We start from the raw sequence: 13,921 nt of genomic DNA on the forward strand, positions 1-13,921 counted from the left end.
TCAGCCATTGTCCCTCCCGGCCAGCAGGAAGGACGACATCGTGCTCTCATCCCCCGATCTGCAAGAGGCGCCGCGCGGCCTGCGCGCGCCTGATCCCGTGATCGCGATCGTCGGCGCCACCGGCGCTGTCGGCATCGAGCTGCTGCGCTGCCTGGAGGCGCGGCGCTTCCCGGCGGCGGAGGTGAGGCTGTTGGCCTCGGCCCGCTCGGCCGGCCGGCGGATCCCGTTCCGTGGTCGTGACCTGGTGGTCGAAGAACTGACCGAGGGCAGCTTCGCCGGCGTCGACATCGCGCTGTTCTCGGCCGGGTCCGGCATCTCCCGGCGCTATGCGCAGGCCGCCGTCGACGCCGGGGCCGTGGTCGTCGACAATTCCTCGGCCTTCCGCATGCAGCCCGAGGTGCCGCTGGTGGTGCCGGAGGTGAACGCCGCGGCGCTGGCGGGCCATGCCGGGATCATCGCCAATCCCAATTGCGTCGCGGCGATCATGACGGTGGCGCTGGCGCCGCTGCACCGGGCGCATCCGCTGCGGCGCGTGACGGCGGCGACCTACCAGGCCGCCTCGGGCGCCGGCGCCGCGGCGATGGAGGAGCTGCGGGCGGCGACGGCCGCGCATCTGCAGGGCCTGCCCTTCACGCCCAAGGTGCTGCCTCATCCCTATGCCTTCAACCTGTTCAGCCACAACGCCGAGGTCGACCCGGCCAGCGGCTACAACGGCGAGGAGCTGAAGGCGATCGCCGAGACGCGGCGCATCCTCGGCGCCCCGGATCTCCCGATCGGCATCACCTGCATCCGGGTGCCGGTGCTGCGCGCCCATTCGATCGCCCTGTCGGTCGAATTCGACGCCGCGGTGACGCCGGAGGAGGCGCGGGGCCTGCTGGCGGGCGCGCCCGGCCTGCGCCTGGTCGACGACCGCGCCGCGAACCACTTCCCGATGCCGTCCGAGGCCAGCGGCCGCGACGAGGTGCTGGTCGGCCGCATTCGGACGGATCTCGGCGATCCCACGGGACGATCGCTGGCCCTGTTCATCTCCGGCGACCAGCTGCTGAAGGGCGCGGCGCTCAACGCCGTCCAGATCCTGGAGCATCTGCGGCGACCGTGACGGCCGCCCGACGCCGGGGCGCGACGCCGCCCCGGATGGTCCCGGGCTCGCTTTGCGCCGGAATTGGGCTAGATTGGAACCGACTGCATCCGCTCCGTGCGGGGCTGAAGATCCGGGGGCCGAAGGGCCGATCGCGGAAGGGCGGGGACCATGCCGAAGAAGGCCGATATCGCGAACCACATCGTCACCACCGCGGTCGACCTGGCGGCGGAGAGGGGCTGGCGCACGCTGACCCTGGCGGATGTCGCCCAGGCGGCGCGGGTGCCGATGTCGGCGCTGTACCGCCACTGCCCGACCAAGACGGAGCTCCTGGCCGGGTTCAGCCGGATGATCGACCAGGCGGTGCTATCCGAGGGCCTGCCGGGCGCGGAGGAGAGCCCGCGCGACCGGCTGTTCGACCTGCTGATGCGCCGCTTCGACGTGCTGTCGGGCCATCGCGCCGGGGTCAAGGCGATCCTGCGCGACCTGCGGCTCGACCCGCTCGCCACTTTGCTGCAGGCAAGGCAGGTCGAGCTGTCGATGCGCTGGACGCTGCAATCCGCCGGCATCTCGACATCCGGGCTGCTCGGCCAAGCGCGGGTGCAGGCCCTGTGCCTGATTTATGGGCTGGTGCTGCGGGTCTGGGAGCAGGATGATTCGCCGGATCTCGACCGCACCATGAAGGCGCTGGACCAGCGGCTGCGCCAGGCCGAGCAGTGGGAGAACACCTTCGGCCGCGGCCGCGCGACGCGCCGCGCGGAACCGCCGGCGGCGCCGGAAGCGGTGGGAGGACCCGAACCGACCCTGCACTGAACGACTGTTTTGTTGCAGTGCACAAATATGTTTTGCGATGCGGTGCGAGCCGTGTAAGGTGCTGCTTTCTTGTGCACATTGGGAGTAGGCCATGAGCAAGGTGCCGCCGGTCTGGGACGTCGACTTCACCAAGGTGCTGAGCGAGTTCAAGCTGCCGGGCGTCGACCTCGACGCGGTGCTGCAGGCCCAGCGCAAGAACATCGAGGCGCTGACCGCCGCCAACCGCACCGCGGTCGAGGGGCTGCAGGCCTTCGCCCGCCGCCAGGGCGAGATCCTGCGCCAGAACATGGCCGAGCTGCAGAGCCAGTTCTCCAACGCCGTCGCCGCGGGCGCGCCGGAGGAGAAGCTGGCGAAGCAGACGGAGCTGGCCAAGGCCGCCTTCGAGAAGGCGATCGCCGACATGAAGGAGCTGGCCGAGCTGCTCGCCAAGTCGAACACCGAGGCGGCGGAGATCGTCAGCAAGCGCGTCAGCGCCAGCTTCGACGAGCTGAAGACGGTCCTGAAGACCCCCACGAAGCGCTGATCCAGGATTGAACGGGAAGGCCGCTTTCGGCGGCCTTCCGCGGCTTGCCTTCCGGGCGGCGGCGCGGCAGTGTGCGCCGGCTTTGCGGAGGGCAGAATGACGATCAGCTATGACGATTTCGCCAAGGTCGACATCCGGGTCGGCACCATCGTGGCGGTCGAACCCTATCCCGAGGCGCGCAAGCCGGCCTACAAGCTGACCGTCGATTTCGGGCCGGAGATCGGGCAGAAGCGCAGCTCCGCCCAGCTGACCGTGCACTACGCGCCGGAGACGCTGCTCGGCCGCCAGGTCGCGGCGGTGGTGAACTTCCCGCCGAAGCAGATCGGCCGCTTCATCTCTGAGATCCTGGTGCTGGGCTTCCCCGACGCCGACGGCAATGTCGTGCTGGCCGCGGTCGAGCGGCCGGTGCCGAATGGCGGGCGGCTGTATTAGGGCGCGCTCGCCCCATTGACCGGGAGCGCGATCCCGCCGATCATCGTCGCGATCGCAAGATCGGCCATACCCTCCACGTGACTGGCGAGACGGGGAGCACCCCGAGGGAGCGTGGAGGACCGTTTCGATGCCGCTCGCCTGGGCAGCCTTCCTTGGAAGCTGGTCAGGCGATCTTTGTTTGGGCATCGAAACGGAGATCCTCATGGACTATCAGCACCAGCCCGATCCGGCGCCCGCCGGCCTCGATCCGCGCGTCCTCCTGGCCGCGGCCGATCCCGAAGCCGCCGCGATCCTGGAGCGCGAGGAGCGGCGGCAGCGCCAGGGCCTGACCCTGATCGCGTCGGAGAACCACGCCTTCCCCGAGCTGCGGCCGCTGCTCGGCTCGGTCTTCGCCGACAAATACGCCGAGGGGCTGCCGGGCCGCCGCTACTACGGCGGCAACATCCATGCCGACGAGATCGAGGTGCTGGCCCGCGACCGGGCGAAGGCCCTGTTCGGGGCCGAGCATGCCAATGTCCAGCCGCTGTCCGGGTCGCCGATGAACCAGGCGGTGTATTTCGGCCTGCTGCAGCCGGGCGACACCATCCTGGCGATGGACCTGTCGCATGGCGGCCACCTGACCCACGGCGCCCCGGTCTCGGCCATGGGCCGGATCTTCCGCTTCCTCCGCTACGGCACCGTGGCCGGCGGCGGCTTCGACTTCGACGCGATCCGCGAGATCGCCCGGCGCGAGCGGCCGAAGCTGCTGATCACCGGCTTCTCCTCTTATCCGCGCGACATCGACTATGCCGCCTTCAAGGCGATCGCAGACGAGGTCGGGGCGATCACCATGGCCGATGTCTCGCATATCGGCGGGCTGATCGCCGGCCGGGCGCTGCCGAACCCGCTGGCGGCCGGCTTCGACGTCGTCACCACCACCACGCACAAGACGCTGCGCGGGCCGCGCGGCGGGCTGATCCTGTGCCGAGCGCCCTTCGCCAAGGCGATCGACCAGGCGGTGTTCCCCGGGCTGCAGGGCGGGCCGCATATGGACCAGGTCGCCGCCCTGGCCACGGCGCTGCACCTGGCGGCGCAGGAGGAGTTCCGGGCCTACGCCCGCCGGGTGCTGGACAACGCCAAGGCACTGGCCGAGGCGCTGCAGGCGCGGGGCGCGCGGCTGGTGACCGACGGCACCGACAACCACCTGATGGTGGTCGACGTCGCCGCCAGCTTCGGCGTCGACGGCGCCGAGGCGCAGGAGCGGCTGGACCGGGTGAGCCTCGTCTCCAACAAGCAGGTGGTGCCGGACGACCCGCGGCCGCCGCTGCGCCCGTCCGGGCTGCGGCTCGGCACCCCGGCGGTCACCACCCGCGGCATGCGCGAGGGCCAGATGACGGCGCTGGCCGAACTCGTGGTCGACGCGATCACCGGCGCGCGGCCCGAGCCGGCGCTGGCGAACGCGGTGCGGGACTTCGCCCGGCGGTTCCCGATCCCGGGCTGAGCGGGGACGGAGTGGGCGGGGTCAAGCCGTCGGCCTGAACCCCGCCTTCTCCCCATAGGCGAAGCATTCCGCCGCCGAGGGGATGGCGCGCGAGGTGCTGTAAGAGCCGAGGCTGAGCGCCGCGACACAGACGCCCAGCCGCAGGCCCTTCTCGACCGGCCAGCCCTCGTGCAGCCCGAGCATGACGCCGGCGGCGAGGGCGTCGCCGGCGCCGTTGGTGCTCTTGATCCTCTCCGGCGCCACCCAGGCCGCGCCCTGGCGCCAGAGGCGGCCGTCGCGGTCGGCGGCGACCACGCCGTCCGGGAAATGCACGACGGCCAGGCTGGACACGCCCATCCGGATCAGCGCCGCCGCCGCTTCCTCGACCAGCGCCCAGTCCGGCCGGCCGTCGCGATGCGTCTCGACCCCGGTCAGCGCCGTCGCCTCCGATTCGTTGATGATGATGCTGTCGAGCAGCGGCAGGCACGGCAGGGCCAGGTCGCGCAGCCGCTCTCCCGCGACCCCGACCAGCTCCAGATTGGTCTGGTGGCCGGTGGCCTTGGCGCGGGCCAGCACCTCGGAAAAGCCGTTGCTGTTTCCTTGGGGCGCGTCCATCCGGGCGTGCACCCCGGGCGACCCCACATGGAAGATCTTCGCGGTCGACCCGGCCAAGTCGAAATGCTCGGTCGAGAGCAGGGCGTTGACCCCTTCCTGGTGGAAGAAGGTCCGCCGCCCGCCCTCGGCCACGATCATCACGTCGGTGTAGGAAGTCCGGCCGCCCGGCAGCACCGCGATCCGCTCAGCGCCGATACCGAGCTCGCGGCAGGTGTCGAGCGCCAGCCGGCCATGGGCGTCGTCGCCGACCACCCCGATCACCTGGATCGGGAAGGACGCGCCGAGGCGGGCCAGGTCGATCGCCATGTTGAAGCCGGGCCCGCCGCAATCCGGCATCTCCTCCAGGATCCTCGCCACGTGCTCCTGCGGCGGGAAGCGGTCGATGACCTTGTTGACGTCGATGCAGATCGTGCCGCCGCAGATGATGCCGGAGCGTTCCATCTCAGGCTTGCTTCAGCACGGCTTCGGTGATCTGGATGTCGTCGGCCAGCGGGCGCAGCGGTTTGATGCCCTGCTTCTGCAACTCGCCGTGATAGGCCTTCACCGCCTCCTCCGGCGCGATCGTGCCGTCCGCCACCTGGCGCATCAGCGACACGATCGCCAGCGGCGATTCCGCCAGATTGATCTTGCGGCCGAACAGGGCGACGCGGGCGCCGTATCTCTCGGCCTGGTGCAGCAGCTCGAAGCAGTCGCGGGTGGTGCCGGCGCCCCCGCCGAGCACGCCGACGATCAGGCTGGGGTCGAAGCCGGCCAACTCCTCCAGCGCCTTCGGGCCGTTGTAGGGCATCTTCAGGAATTGCGGCCGGTCGGCCTTCATCACCCCGGCCAGGCAGCGCAGGATGCAGTCGTTGACGTAATGCGGCTGCACCGCCGGGTCGATCCCGGTGGGAACGTTCGGGTTGAACACCTCGAGGAAATACTTGAAGCCGTTCGCGGCGGCGTCGGCGCGGAATTCGGCGAAGGCTTCCAGCGACCGGATGTCGGCCTCGAGGTCGTTGTTGAAGGTGACGGAGTAGAGGCCGAGATCGGTGCCGGTGACCGGCGCCTTCGGGTCCGGCGTCGCGCCGCCATGCATCACCCGCGGCAGCGAGGCGGAGCGGAAGGGCCGCGAAGGCTCCTGCGTGTAGCTGCCGCCACGCACGGCCCAGACGTCGCTGGTGTCGTTGGCGCGGATCGCCGGCTTGACCCGGCTGTTGCGGAAGGTGCCGGTCTCGACCAGCCGCTCCAGGTTCGAGGCGGAGACCAGCATGATGTCGACGACGTCCTGCTCCACCACCTGCCGGATGGTGTCGAGGAACTCGTCGCGGCTGCGGTAGCGGGTCCAACTGCCGTCCGGCGCGCGCTTCGGGCCGGTCGAGGTCAGGCTCGGCCCCATGTCGCCGTCCTTGGCGTCGGCGATGATGAAGTCGCTGCGCTTGTATTGTCCCGCGCGGATGCGGGCCAGCTTCTCGTCCAGGCGGGTCATGCTCGGTCTCCTCCTCGGTGCGGGCAGCGCTTCTATGGCGCGGCCCGGGGCCGGACGACAGGCCGGCGCGCGCCAACGATAGGTCCGACATTTGGCGACCGTCAATCGGCGCCGATAGGGGGCTCGCCCGCGTTACCGGGGCGGCCGCCCTCGATTCGGAGGTCCTGCGCCGGCAGGGGCCCGGCGCCGGCCGCCGGGTCGAGCCGATCGAGGCGGAGCAGGCCCCAGCCGAAGATCGAATCGCGGCCCGGGTCGCCGAGATCCTCCACCGAGGCGGCCAGCACCCGCTTGACTTCGGGGCGGGTCATCTCCGGCGACCGTGCCCTGAGATAGGCGATCGCGGCGGTGACGAAGGGGGCCGCGAAGGACGTCCCGGTCCTGGCGCGCCCGCCGCTGACGGAGGCCGCCGTCCAGACGTCGACGCCGGGGGCGGCGAAATCGATATGGCCGCCGCGGCCGGCCCGCCGATACGGCCGATACCGGCGATCGACCGCGGTCGCCACGGTCACGTCGGGATAGGCGGCCGGATAGGTCGGGCCGGCGTTGGGCCCGTTGTTGCCGGCGGCGGCCACCATCATGACGTCCCGTTCGGCGACGGCGGCGACGGCGCGCCGGAGCACGCCGTTGTCGGGACCGGCCAGGCTCAGATTGACGACGGCGACATTCTTCGCCGCCACGATGTTCAGGGCGCGGACGAGATCGTAGACGTCGCTGCGGTCATCCCCGCCGGCGCGATGGAAGGCGTCGACGGCGACCAGCTCCGCATCGGGCAGCAGCCCGGGCGTCCGGCTGCCCCTGGCACCGACCAGCAGCGCCGCGACGGCCGTGCCATGGATCTTGGAGGAGGGGTCGCGGGGCTCGTCGGAGAGCGCGACCAGATCGATCCGCTGGCCCCGCAGGGCCTCATGGGCGAGATTGATGCCGGTATCGACCAGGCCAATGCGCGGGGCCGCGGCCGACGGCACGCCGTCCCTCGGCCAGCCGATCAGCGACCGTGCCAGGCAGGGCTGGGCGGCGCATGCGGGCTCCTGGTTCGGGCGGTAGTAGTGATTGAGGTCGACCGTGACCCCGGGCCTCGCCTCCACCAGCCGCTGGCGCGCCTCCGTCAGCGTCCAGCCGCGCGGAACGCGCAGCCGCGCCAGCCGGCTGCCCAGGAGATCGAGCTGCGCATCGGCGATAATGGCGAAGCCGAGACCCTCGGCCGCGGCCATGTCCGCCGCACTGCCGACCGCGACCAGCTCGGCGGGCGCATAGGCGGGCGGCGGCGGGGCCGCGCGCCTGGTCCGGGGGCGCGCCGGCGGTGGGTCGTCGCGACCGAACAGGCCGTCGAAGATCGAAAACCCGTCGTCGTCGGGACCGTCGCCGCCGTCCCGTCCGCCGCCGCGGCCGCCGCCGGATCCGCCGCCCGAGCGCCCGCCACCGCCGCCACCATCATCACCGCCGCCGCCATCGTCGCCGCCGCCATCGTCGCCGCCGCCGTCGTCGCCGCCGCCATCGTCGTCGGCGAGTGCCGTCGAGGCGAAATGAGATCCGTCGCCGGCGAACGGCAGGCCGGGAATCGCGCTCCCGCCCAAGAGAAACAGGACGCCCAGAGCGAAGCGGCGAAGAACTGAAGCCACGGCGTTGTGTCTCCTGATCAACCGGGCGGCGCGGCCGATGTGCGTTGAACGGGTCGTGCGTGATCGTATTCCAAACCGTGGATCGGCCGAAACCGGCGATGCCCCGATCAGCCCCGGAATATTCGGCGAGGCCGCCCGTTCCCCCTGCGGACCGAAGCCCGGTCCAGTCTGGAAAAGGAGCGAAGATCATGACCCGATACGGGAAGCTGATGTCAGCCCTGGTCGCCGGCGTGGCGGCGCTTGCCGGCACCACGGCGCAGGCGAGGGAGCATCAGGCGGCGCCCATGGATGTCGAGCATGCGTCGCCCGTCATGACGAGCCGCAGTGACGGCGCGATCATCGTCGCCGGCAACAGCTCGTCCAATTCGAGCTCCAACTCGTCGTCGAACAGCTCGTCGAACTCGAGCTCCAACTCGTCCAGCAACTCGAGCTCGAACTCCTCGAGCAACTCGAGCTCGAACTCATCCTCGAACAGCTCGTCCAATTCGAGTGGCGGCGAGCAGCGCTGGTCCTGGCGCTGAGCGTCGATAGAAAAGTGCGGGGGCCCTCAGGGCCCCCGCATCGTTTTGTCGGGACGAAGTTCCTGCACCAGCGGCCAGAAATATAGCCCGTCATTGCGAGCCCCGAAGGGGCGTGGCAATCCAGGAGGGCGGTGCCGCTGGATCGCCACGTCGCTTCGCTCCTCGCGATGACGATAGAGCGCAATCTTCAGGGCCGTCGGCATTATCGGGCGGCACGCGCCCATCGGCGGTACCAGCCTTCGCCGGCGATCGTGTTCCGGTGGACCGTTTCGCGCTCTCGCGTCTCGCCGGCGGTCTCGGCCCGGATCTCCGCCTTGACCGCCGCCTCGTCGCGGCGGAACGGGATGACCTGGACCAGCGGCGTGCCCTTCTCGATCACATGGAGGCCGTCGGGCGCGGTGGCGAAGAACGGGAAGTGGATGTGGGCCGTGTATGTGTCGGTGTCGACGATGCCGGCGACGCATTCGAAGGGCTGCGGGGGCCGGTTGAGCGGCGGCAGGAACAGGCAGCTCCAGCCGGGCGGCGTCCGGATCGACCAGTAATTGTGGAACTTGCACGGCGGGCGGGGTTCCTTCGGGTTCCCCGCGACCTGATGCGCCCCGTGATTGCTCACCATCACCCGGTCGAACTCCCATCCCGCCTCGACGGTGCAGCCGCCGTCTCTGATGTCGAGGCGCACCGTCGCCGCCAGCGGCAGGATCCACCCCGTCGCCATGGCGTCGAGGAACGGCATGCAGCGCTTCACCGTCAGCCCGTTGTTGGCGACGGTGAGGTGCTCCTTGTCGACCGGCGGAAGCTTGCGGAACCAGTCGGGCAAGACGGATTTGGCCGGTTTCGGCTCGGCGATGACGCCATGGTCCTGCGGCTGGCAGACGAAGGCGATGACCGGCGCGGGCCGGCGGATGAGCGACAGCATCGGGTCCCTCCGGATTCACTACCCCGGATAAACGGGACTGGGAGAGGCTTATTCCGGATCGCCGCGATCGCCGGCCGCCGTCATCGGCTATTGCCCCAACGCCTTGGCCTCGTCCTCCCGGGACAGCGGCTCATGCGCGCCGATGGCGGCGAGATAGGCGTCGAGGGCTTCCGTCGAAGAGGCCGGCGCGTAGCCGCCTTCGCCGGCCGGGGCGGCCACGGCGAAGCGAACGGACCACGCGTCGTTCGACCGGCACGCCACGGAGATCACGGTGGCGCCGCCCGCGGTGTCGACCTCGAATTCGCGGCACAAGGCGCCGCCCGCATCGCGGAACGAGGCGATGGCGCGAAGCCTGTCGTTGGAGCCGGCCAGAACGGCGGTCTCGCCGGAGGCCACCCGCCCGAGCGCCTCGGAAATCGCGGGGCTGCTCAGACCCGCCATCTCCAGCCCCTGCGGCGTGCCTTGGACACCGATCCCGACGAGATACCCGCCGAGGCCGAACACGATCGCGGCAAACGACGCGGCCAGCGGCATGGCCCAGGGCCGGTGCCGCAGCGACGGCGCCCGGCGGCCGGTCGCGGGGAGGACGCGCACCACCTCGCCGCCATCTGACGGCGCGCCCCTCGACCTTGCCTCGTCGGCCATCCGCCGCACCGAGCGGCTGAGCGCCTCGGGCACCGGCTCCTCGAGCAGCGGCGCCAAGGCCTCCTTGGCCCGCCCCCGGGTTTCCAGGAACAGGGCGACCCGGCCGGCGAGCTCGTCGTCCGTTTCAATAGCCTTCTCAACGGCCGCGGCGGTCTCGTCGTCGAGCTCACCATCGGCGAACGCCATGAGGGTCTGGTCGTCAAACGCGCGTGCGGTCATTCGTTCTCGCCTTCATGATCTCTGAACGTGACGAGCCCGGAGTCATTCCGGCCGCCTCGGCGAGATTCTTCCTGGCACGCGCCAGCCGGCTCATCACCGTCCCGATCGGTATCCCGAGAATGTCGGCCGCTTCCCGGTAGGACAGGTCCTCGACACAGACCAGCAGCAGGATTTCGCGCTGCTCGTCGGGCAGGTCCATGATCGCCTGGCCGACGCTGTTCAGCGTCAGGCGGGCTTCGGTCTCGCGTTCGCCCGAGGCCCCGGCGATGTCCCGACGCTGATCGACGTCCTCCTGCGGCCCCGCCGTGTTCCGCTTCCGGATCTGGTCGATCCACAGATTGCGCAGGATCCGGAACATCCACGCATGAAGGCTGGTGCCGGGCTCGAAGCGATCGGCATTGGCCAGCGCACGCTCGCAGGCCGCCTGCACCAGGTCGTCCGCGCCGTCGCGCGACCGGCAGAGGGAGATCGCGAAACGGCGAAGGTTCGGGAGGAGCGCGACGAGCTGGTCTCCAAACTGATCCGTTTCGGTCACGTCGAGCTTCCCAAGAGCGTATCCGGCGCCGTGCAGAATGCTATAGGCCTTGCCCGGATCGTCCAAGCCGTCAGGCTTCAGCCCGCTTCTCGACGACGCAGAACTGGTTGCCCTCCGGGTCCAGCATCACCGTGTAGCCGTCCGCCTCGCGCTGGACCTTCGCGCCCAGGGCCAGCAGGCGCCGCACCTCGGCGGCGCGATCCGCTGCGGCGATGTCGAGATGGATGCGGTTGTTGTCGTATCGCCGCTCCGGAACCTGCTGGAAGCACAGGCTCGGCCCCGGCCCGTCGACCATGACGGTCGGATCCGTCTCCGGCGTCAGGCCGAGCGCCGCCAGCCGCTCGATTTCCGCCTGGTCGTAGGCTCGCACGGCATAGCCGTCGAGCGCCGCGGCCCAGAATCGCGCCAGGGTCGGCGCCGACCGGCAATCGAACACGATCTCCCGCAGCCGGCCCATAGGATGTCCTCCAAGGTTCAGAGCGGCAGCCGCACCGTGCAGCGCAGCCCGCCCATCGGCGAGGTCGACAGCAGAAGGTCGCCGCCATGGCTGCGCGCCACGTCGCGGGCGATGGCGAGGCCGAGGCCGGTGCCGCCGGTCTCCTGGTTGCGCGATTCGTCCAGCCGGACGAAGGGCTTCATCGCCTCCTCGCGCTGGGCGGGCGGAATGCCGGGCCCGTCGTCGTCCACCACCAGCGAGATGGTCTTGTCGTCGCAGACGGCGGACAGCCAGACGTGCCGGGCGTGGCGCCGGGCATTGGACAGCAGATTCATCAGGCAGCGCCGCATCGCCTCGCGCCGCAGCGGCAGCACATGGCTCTCCGGGGTGTCGAAGGCGATCTCGGCGCCTTCCCGCCGGGCCGCCACGACCACCTCCTCGAGGAAGGCGGCCAGGTCGGTCGGTGTCGCCTCCTCGGTGCCCTCGCCGCGGGCGAAGGCGAGATAGGCGTCGATCATCTGCCGCATCTCGTCGACATCCGTGCGCAGCTCGTCGATGTCCGGCCCATCGCCGAGCATGGCGAGCTGCAGCTTCATCCGGGTCAGCGGCGTGCGCAGGTCGTGGCTGACGCCGGCCAGCATCTCGGTGCGCTGCTGGATCTGCCGGCGGATGCGGTCGCGCATGTCGATGAAGGCCTCGGCCGCCTGGCGGATCTCCTCCGCCCCGTGCGGCCGGAACCCCGGCATGTCGCGGCCCTTGCCGAAGCGCTCTGCGGCGATGGCGAGCCGCCGGATCGGGCGCAGCTGGTTGCGCATGAAGATGATGGCGACGATGGACAGGATCACCGTCGATCCCAGCATCGACAGGTAGAACAGGTTGGTGGTGAAGCTGGACAGCCGCTTGGACGGCACCTCCACCGTCAGCACGCCGTCCGACAGCTGCATCCGGACGATCTGCCGTTCGTCGTCCGGGGCCGCCTGGATGGTGAAGTCGTAGGGCTGCGACGCGCGGATGGCCCGCGCCAGGGCGCGCTGCCCTTCGTCCAGCGCATCGCTGCTGGTCGAGCCCAGCTCGACGCCGGCATCGAAGGTGTAGACCAGCCCGGTGTTCCGCTGCGCCCGCAGGAACACGGCGCCACGGGCGACGGGCGACAGGCCGTCGGCGATCTCGTCGATGGTCAGACCGATCTCGCCGGAGACGGTGCGGGCCATCGTCGTGGTGATCACGTCGATGTGGCGGCCGAAGAAGACGTAGGTGGAGATCGCCTGGGCCAGGATCATCGGGGTGACGATGATCACCAGCGTCCGCCCGAACAGGGTCCGCGGCAGGAACCGCTTGATCCGCGCCCGCAGCCGGAGGGGTGTGGACAGCCGGGGCAGGGCGGGGGCTCGGAGCGTCATCCGTCGGGTCTCAGCACGTAACCTTCGCCGCGCACGGTGTGGAGATAGCGGGGCAGGCGCGGATCCGGCTCGATCTTACGCCGAAGCCGCGTCACCTGCACGTCGACCGCCCGCACGCCGCCGTCGATCGTGCCGGATTCGGTCAGCGCCTCGCGCGACACGGTCTCGCCGGCATGCTGCGCCAGGATGCGCAACAGGTTCTCCTCGCCGGTGGTCAGGCGGATCCGCTCGCCGTCCTGCAGCAGCTCGCCGCGCTCGATGTCGAAGGTGAAGGCGCCGAGCCGGATGGTGCCGGCCGTCCGCGGCGGCGGGGGGGCCAGGCGGCGCAGGATGCTGTTGATGCGCAGCACCAGCTCGCGCGGCTCGAACGGCTTCGGCAGATAGTCGTCGGCGCCGCTCTCCAGCCCGGCGATCCGGTCCTCCGGCTCGCCCCGGGCGGTCAGCAGCAGGATCGGCGTGCCCATGCGCTGGCGCAGATCGGCGGTGAGCTGCAGCCCGGTCTCGCCCGGCATCATCACGTCCAGCACGATCAGGTCGAAGGCGATCGCCGCCAGCTTCTCCCGCGCATCCGCCGCATCGACCGCGGCGGTCACCAGGAAGCCGTTCTCCGTGAGGTACCGGCGCAGCAGCTCGCGGACCCTGCGGTCGTCCTCGACGACCAGGATATGGGCGGGCTCGTCGGGGGTAGTCGTCATGGTCGGCTACCGGCTGGCGACGCGGGGGGCGGGCGCCGGGGCCTCCGGCTCCTCCTCCGAGGCCGCCGGTTCGCTCAGGGCGATCAGGCCCTCCAGCACCTTGCGGAAGCCGTCCACCGCCTCCGCCCCGGCGTTGCGGTAGGCCTGGCCGATCAACCGGCGCTGGCTCTCGAACAGCTGCCGCTCCAGCACGGCGCCCTGCTCGGTCAAGGTCAGCAGGCGTTGGCGCCGGTCGCGCTGGCCCTGCCGCTGCTCGACATAGCCGCGCTCGATCAGGTCGTTCAGGACCCGGCCCAGGCTCTGCTTGGTGATGCGCAGGATCGCCAGCAGCGCACTGACCGTGATCTCCGGATGCCGCCCGATGAAATAAAGCGCACGGTGATGGGCCCGCCCGAGACCGAGGGTTGCCAAGAGCGCATCGGGCTCGGCAGTGAAGCCGCGATAGGCGTAGAATAGCAGTTCGATGCCTTGTCGGATCTCCTCCTCGCGGAGGAAGAGCGGGTTCACGGGTGATTTTATGTCAGCCATGTTGACTTGTTTTGGCCCCGAA

General features: G+C 70.4%; 16 protein-coding genes and 1 riboswitch. Of the genes, 5 read left to right on the plus strand and 11 right to left on the minus strand.

What is annotated here, in order from left to right; all coding sequences use genetic code 11:
- The first annotated feature begins 40 nt into the window (after window positions 1-40).
- From KXR53_RS17635 to glyA, 5 genes are all read left to right on the plus strand, one after another.
- Entirely contained in the window at window positions 41-1,099 is a 1,059-nt protein-coding gene (locus tag KXR53_RS17635; protein WP_437376552.1) for an aspartate-semialdehyde dehydrogenase, read from the plus strand.
- Between the two features lie 150 nt (window positions 1,100-1,249).
- The gene (locus KXR53_RS17640; RefSeq protein WP_437376553.1) at window positions 1,250-1,891 is read left to right on the plus strand and encodes a TetR/AcrR family transcriptional regulator; all 642 of its coding nucleotides are present in this window, start codon (window positions 1,250-1,252) and stop codon (window positions 1,889-1,891) included.
- Window positions 1,892-1,982: 91 nt separating this feature from the next.
- A complete protein-coding gene (locus tag KXR53_RS17645) occupies window positions 1,983-2,414 on the plus strand; it encodes a phasin family protein (RefSeq protein ID WP_437376554.1) in 432 nt (143 codons plus the stop codon).
- A 96-nt stretch (window positions 2,415-2,510) separates the two neighbouring features.
- On the plus strand, window positions 2,511-2,846 hold the full coding sequence (locus KXR53_RS17650) for a tRNA-binding protein (RefSeq protein ID WP_437376555.1): 336 nt from the start codon (window positions 2,511-2,513) through the stop codon (window positions 2,844-2,846).
- Between the two features lie 67 nt (window positions 2,847-2,913).
- Window positions 2,914-2,997: riboswitch (ZMP/ZTP riboswitch) on the plus strand.
- 51 nt (window positions 2,998-3,048) lie between these two features.
- Window positions 3,049-4,326 (plus strand): serine hydroxymethyltransferase, encoded by a 1,278-nt coding sequence (gene glyA / locus KXR53_RS17655; RefSeq protein ID WP_437376556.1) that lies wholly within the window; start codon window positions 3,049-3,051, stop codon window positions 4,324-4,326.
- A gap of 21 nt (window positions 4,327-4,347) precedes the next feature.
- Here the strand turns inward: glyA and KXR53_RS17660 are convergent, their stop codons facing one another.
- The 11 genes from KXR53_RS17660 to KXR53_RS17710 form a co-directional block, all read right to left on the minus strand.
- Complete coding sequence (locus KXR53_RS17660; RefSeq protein WP_437376557.1) at window positions 4,348-5,361, minus strand: carbohydrate kinase family protein; 1,014 nt, start codon at window positions 5,359-5,361, stop codon at window positions 4,348-4,350.
- A gap of 1 nt (window position 5,362) precedes the next feature.
- Window positions 5,363-6,385, minus strand: a complete 1,023-nt coding sequence (locus KXR53_RS17665) for a hypothetical protein (RefSeq protein ID WP_437376558.1) — start codon at window positions 6,383-6,385, stop codon at window positions 5,363-5,365.
- Window positions 6,386-6,486: 101 nt separating this feature from the next.
- Window positions 6,487-8,004, minus strand: coding sequence for a S8 family serine peptidase (locus KXR53_RS17670; RefSeq protein WP_437376559.1), 1,518 nt, complete (start codon window positions 8,002-8,004; stop codon window positions 6,487-6,489).
- Window positions 8,005-8,275: 271 nt separating this feature from the next.
- Window positions 8,276-8,488: a hypothetical protein gene (locus KXR53_RS17675; RefSeq protein ID WP_437376560.1), complete on the minus strand. Its 213-nt coding sequence runs from the start codon at window positions 8,486-8,488 to the stop codon at window positions 8,276-8,278.
- 239 nt (window positions 8,489-8,727) lie between these two features.
- On the minus strand, window positions 8,728-9,441 hold the full coding sequence (locus KXR53_RS17680; protein ID WP_437376561.1) for a DUF6065 family protein: 714 nt from the start codon (window positions 9,439-9,441) through the stop codon (window positions 8,728-8,730).
- Between the two features lie 87 nt (window positions 9,442-9,528).
- Entirely contained in the window at window positions 9,529-10,305 is a 777-nt protein-coding gene (locus tag KXR53_RS17685; RefSeq protein WP_437376562.1) for an anti-sigma factor family protein, read from the minus strand.
- Complete coding sequence (locus KXR53_RS17690; RefSeq protein WP_437376563.1) at window positions 10,286-10,906, minus strand: RNA polymerase sigma factor; 621 nt, start codon at window positions 10,904-10,906, stop codon at window positions 10,286-10,288. The genes KXR53_RS17685 and KXR53_RS17690 overlap by 20 nt, the downstream gene beginning before the upstream one ends.
- A 4-nt stretch (window positions 10,907-10,910) precedes the next feature.
- Window positions 10,911-11,297 (minus strand): VOC family protein, encoded by a 387-nt coding sequence (locus tag KXR53_RS17695; RefSeq protein ID WP_437376564.1) that lies wholly within the window; start codon window positions 11,295-11,297, stop codon window positions 10,911-10,913.
- Between the two features lie 17 nt (window positions 11,298-11,314).
- Window positions 11,315-12,676 (minus strand): ATP-binding protein, encoded by a 1,362-nt coding sequence (locus KXR53_RS17700; RefSeq protein ID WP_437376565.1) that lies wholly within the window; start codon window positions 12,674-12,676, stop codon window positions 11,315-11,317.
- On the minus strand, window positions 12,673-13,371 hold the full coding sequence (locus tag KXR53_RS17705) for a response regulator (protein WP_437376566.1): 699 nt from the start codon (window positions 13,369-13,371) through the stop codon (window positions 12,673-12,675). The genes KXR53_RS17700 and KXR53_RS17705 overlap by 4 nt, the downstream gene beginning before the upstream one ends.
- 6 nt (window positions 13,372-13,377) lie before the next feature.
- Complete coding sequence (locus KXR53_RS17710; protein WP_437376567.1) at window positions 13,378-13,899, minus strand: MarR family winged helix-turn-helix transcriptional regulator; 522 nt, start codon at window positions 13,897-13,899, stop codon at window positions 13,378-13,380.
- Window positions 13,900-13,921 lie beyond the last annotated feature (22 nt).

The sequence above is a fragment of the Inquilinus limosus genome, assembly GCF_051487185.1.
GTDB lineage: Bacteria > Pseudomonadota > Alphaproteobacteria > DSM-16000 > Inquilinaceae > Inquilinus > Inquilinus limosus_F.

Coding starts and splice junctions, on each gene's coding strand:
- KXR53_RS17705 (WP_437376566.1), bottom strand. CDS start 13,371: ATGACGACTACCCCCGACGAGCCCGCCCATATCCTGGTCGTCGAGGAC.
- KXR53_RS17640 (WP_437376553.1), top strand. CDS start 1,250: ATGCCGAAGAAGGCCGATATCGCGAACCACATCGTCACCACCGCGGTC.
- KXR53_RS17710 (WP_437376567.1), bottom strand. CDS start 13,899: ATGGCTGACATAAAATCACCCGTGAACCCGCTCTTCCTCCGCGAGGAG.
- KXR53_RS17660 (WP_437376557.1), bottom strand. CDS start 5,361: ATGGAACGCTCCGGCATCATCTGCGGCGGCACGATCTGCATCGACGTC.
- KXR53_RS17695 (WP_437376564.1), bottom strand. CDS start 11,297: ATGGGCCGGCTGCGGGAGATCGTGTTCGATTGCCGGTCGGCGCCGACC.
- KXR53_RS17700 (WP_437376565.1), bottom strand. CDS start 12,676: ATGACGCTCCGAGCCCCCGCCCTGCCCCGGCTGTCCACACCCCTCCGG.
- KXR53_RS17650 (WP_437376555.1), top strand. CDS start 2,511: ATGACGATCAGCTATGACGATTTCGCCAAGGTCGACATCCGGGTCGGC.
- KXR53_RS17680 (WP_437376561.1), bottom strand. CDS start 9,441: ATGCTGTCGCTCATCCGCCGGCCCGCGCCGGTCATCGCCTTCGTCTGC.
- KXR53_RS17645 (WP_437376554.1), top strand. CDS start 1,983: ATGAGCAAGGTGCCGCCGGTCTGGGACGTCGACTTCACCAAGGTGCTG.
- glyA (WP_437376556.1), top strand. CDS start 3,049: ATGGACTATCAGCACCAGCCCGATCCGGCGCCCGCCGGCCTCGATCCG.
- KXR53_RS17665 (WP_437376558.1), bottom strand. CDS start 6,385: ATGACCCGCCTGGACGAGAAGCTGGCCCGCATCCGCGCGGGACAATAC.
- KXR53_RS17685 (WP_437376562.1), bottom strand. CDS start 10,305: ATGACCGCACGCGCGTTTGACGACCAGACCCTCATGGCGTTCGCCGAT.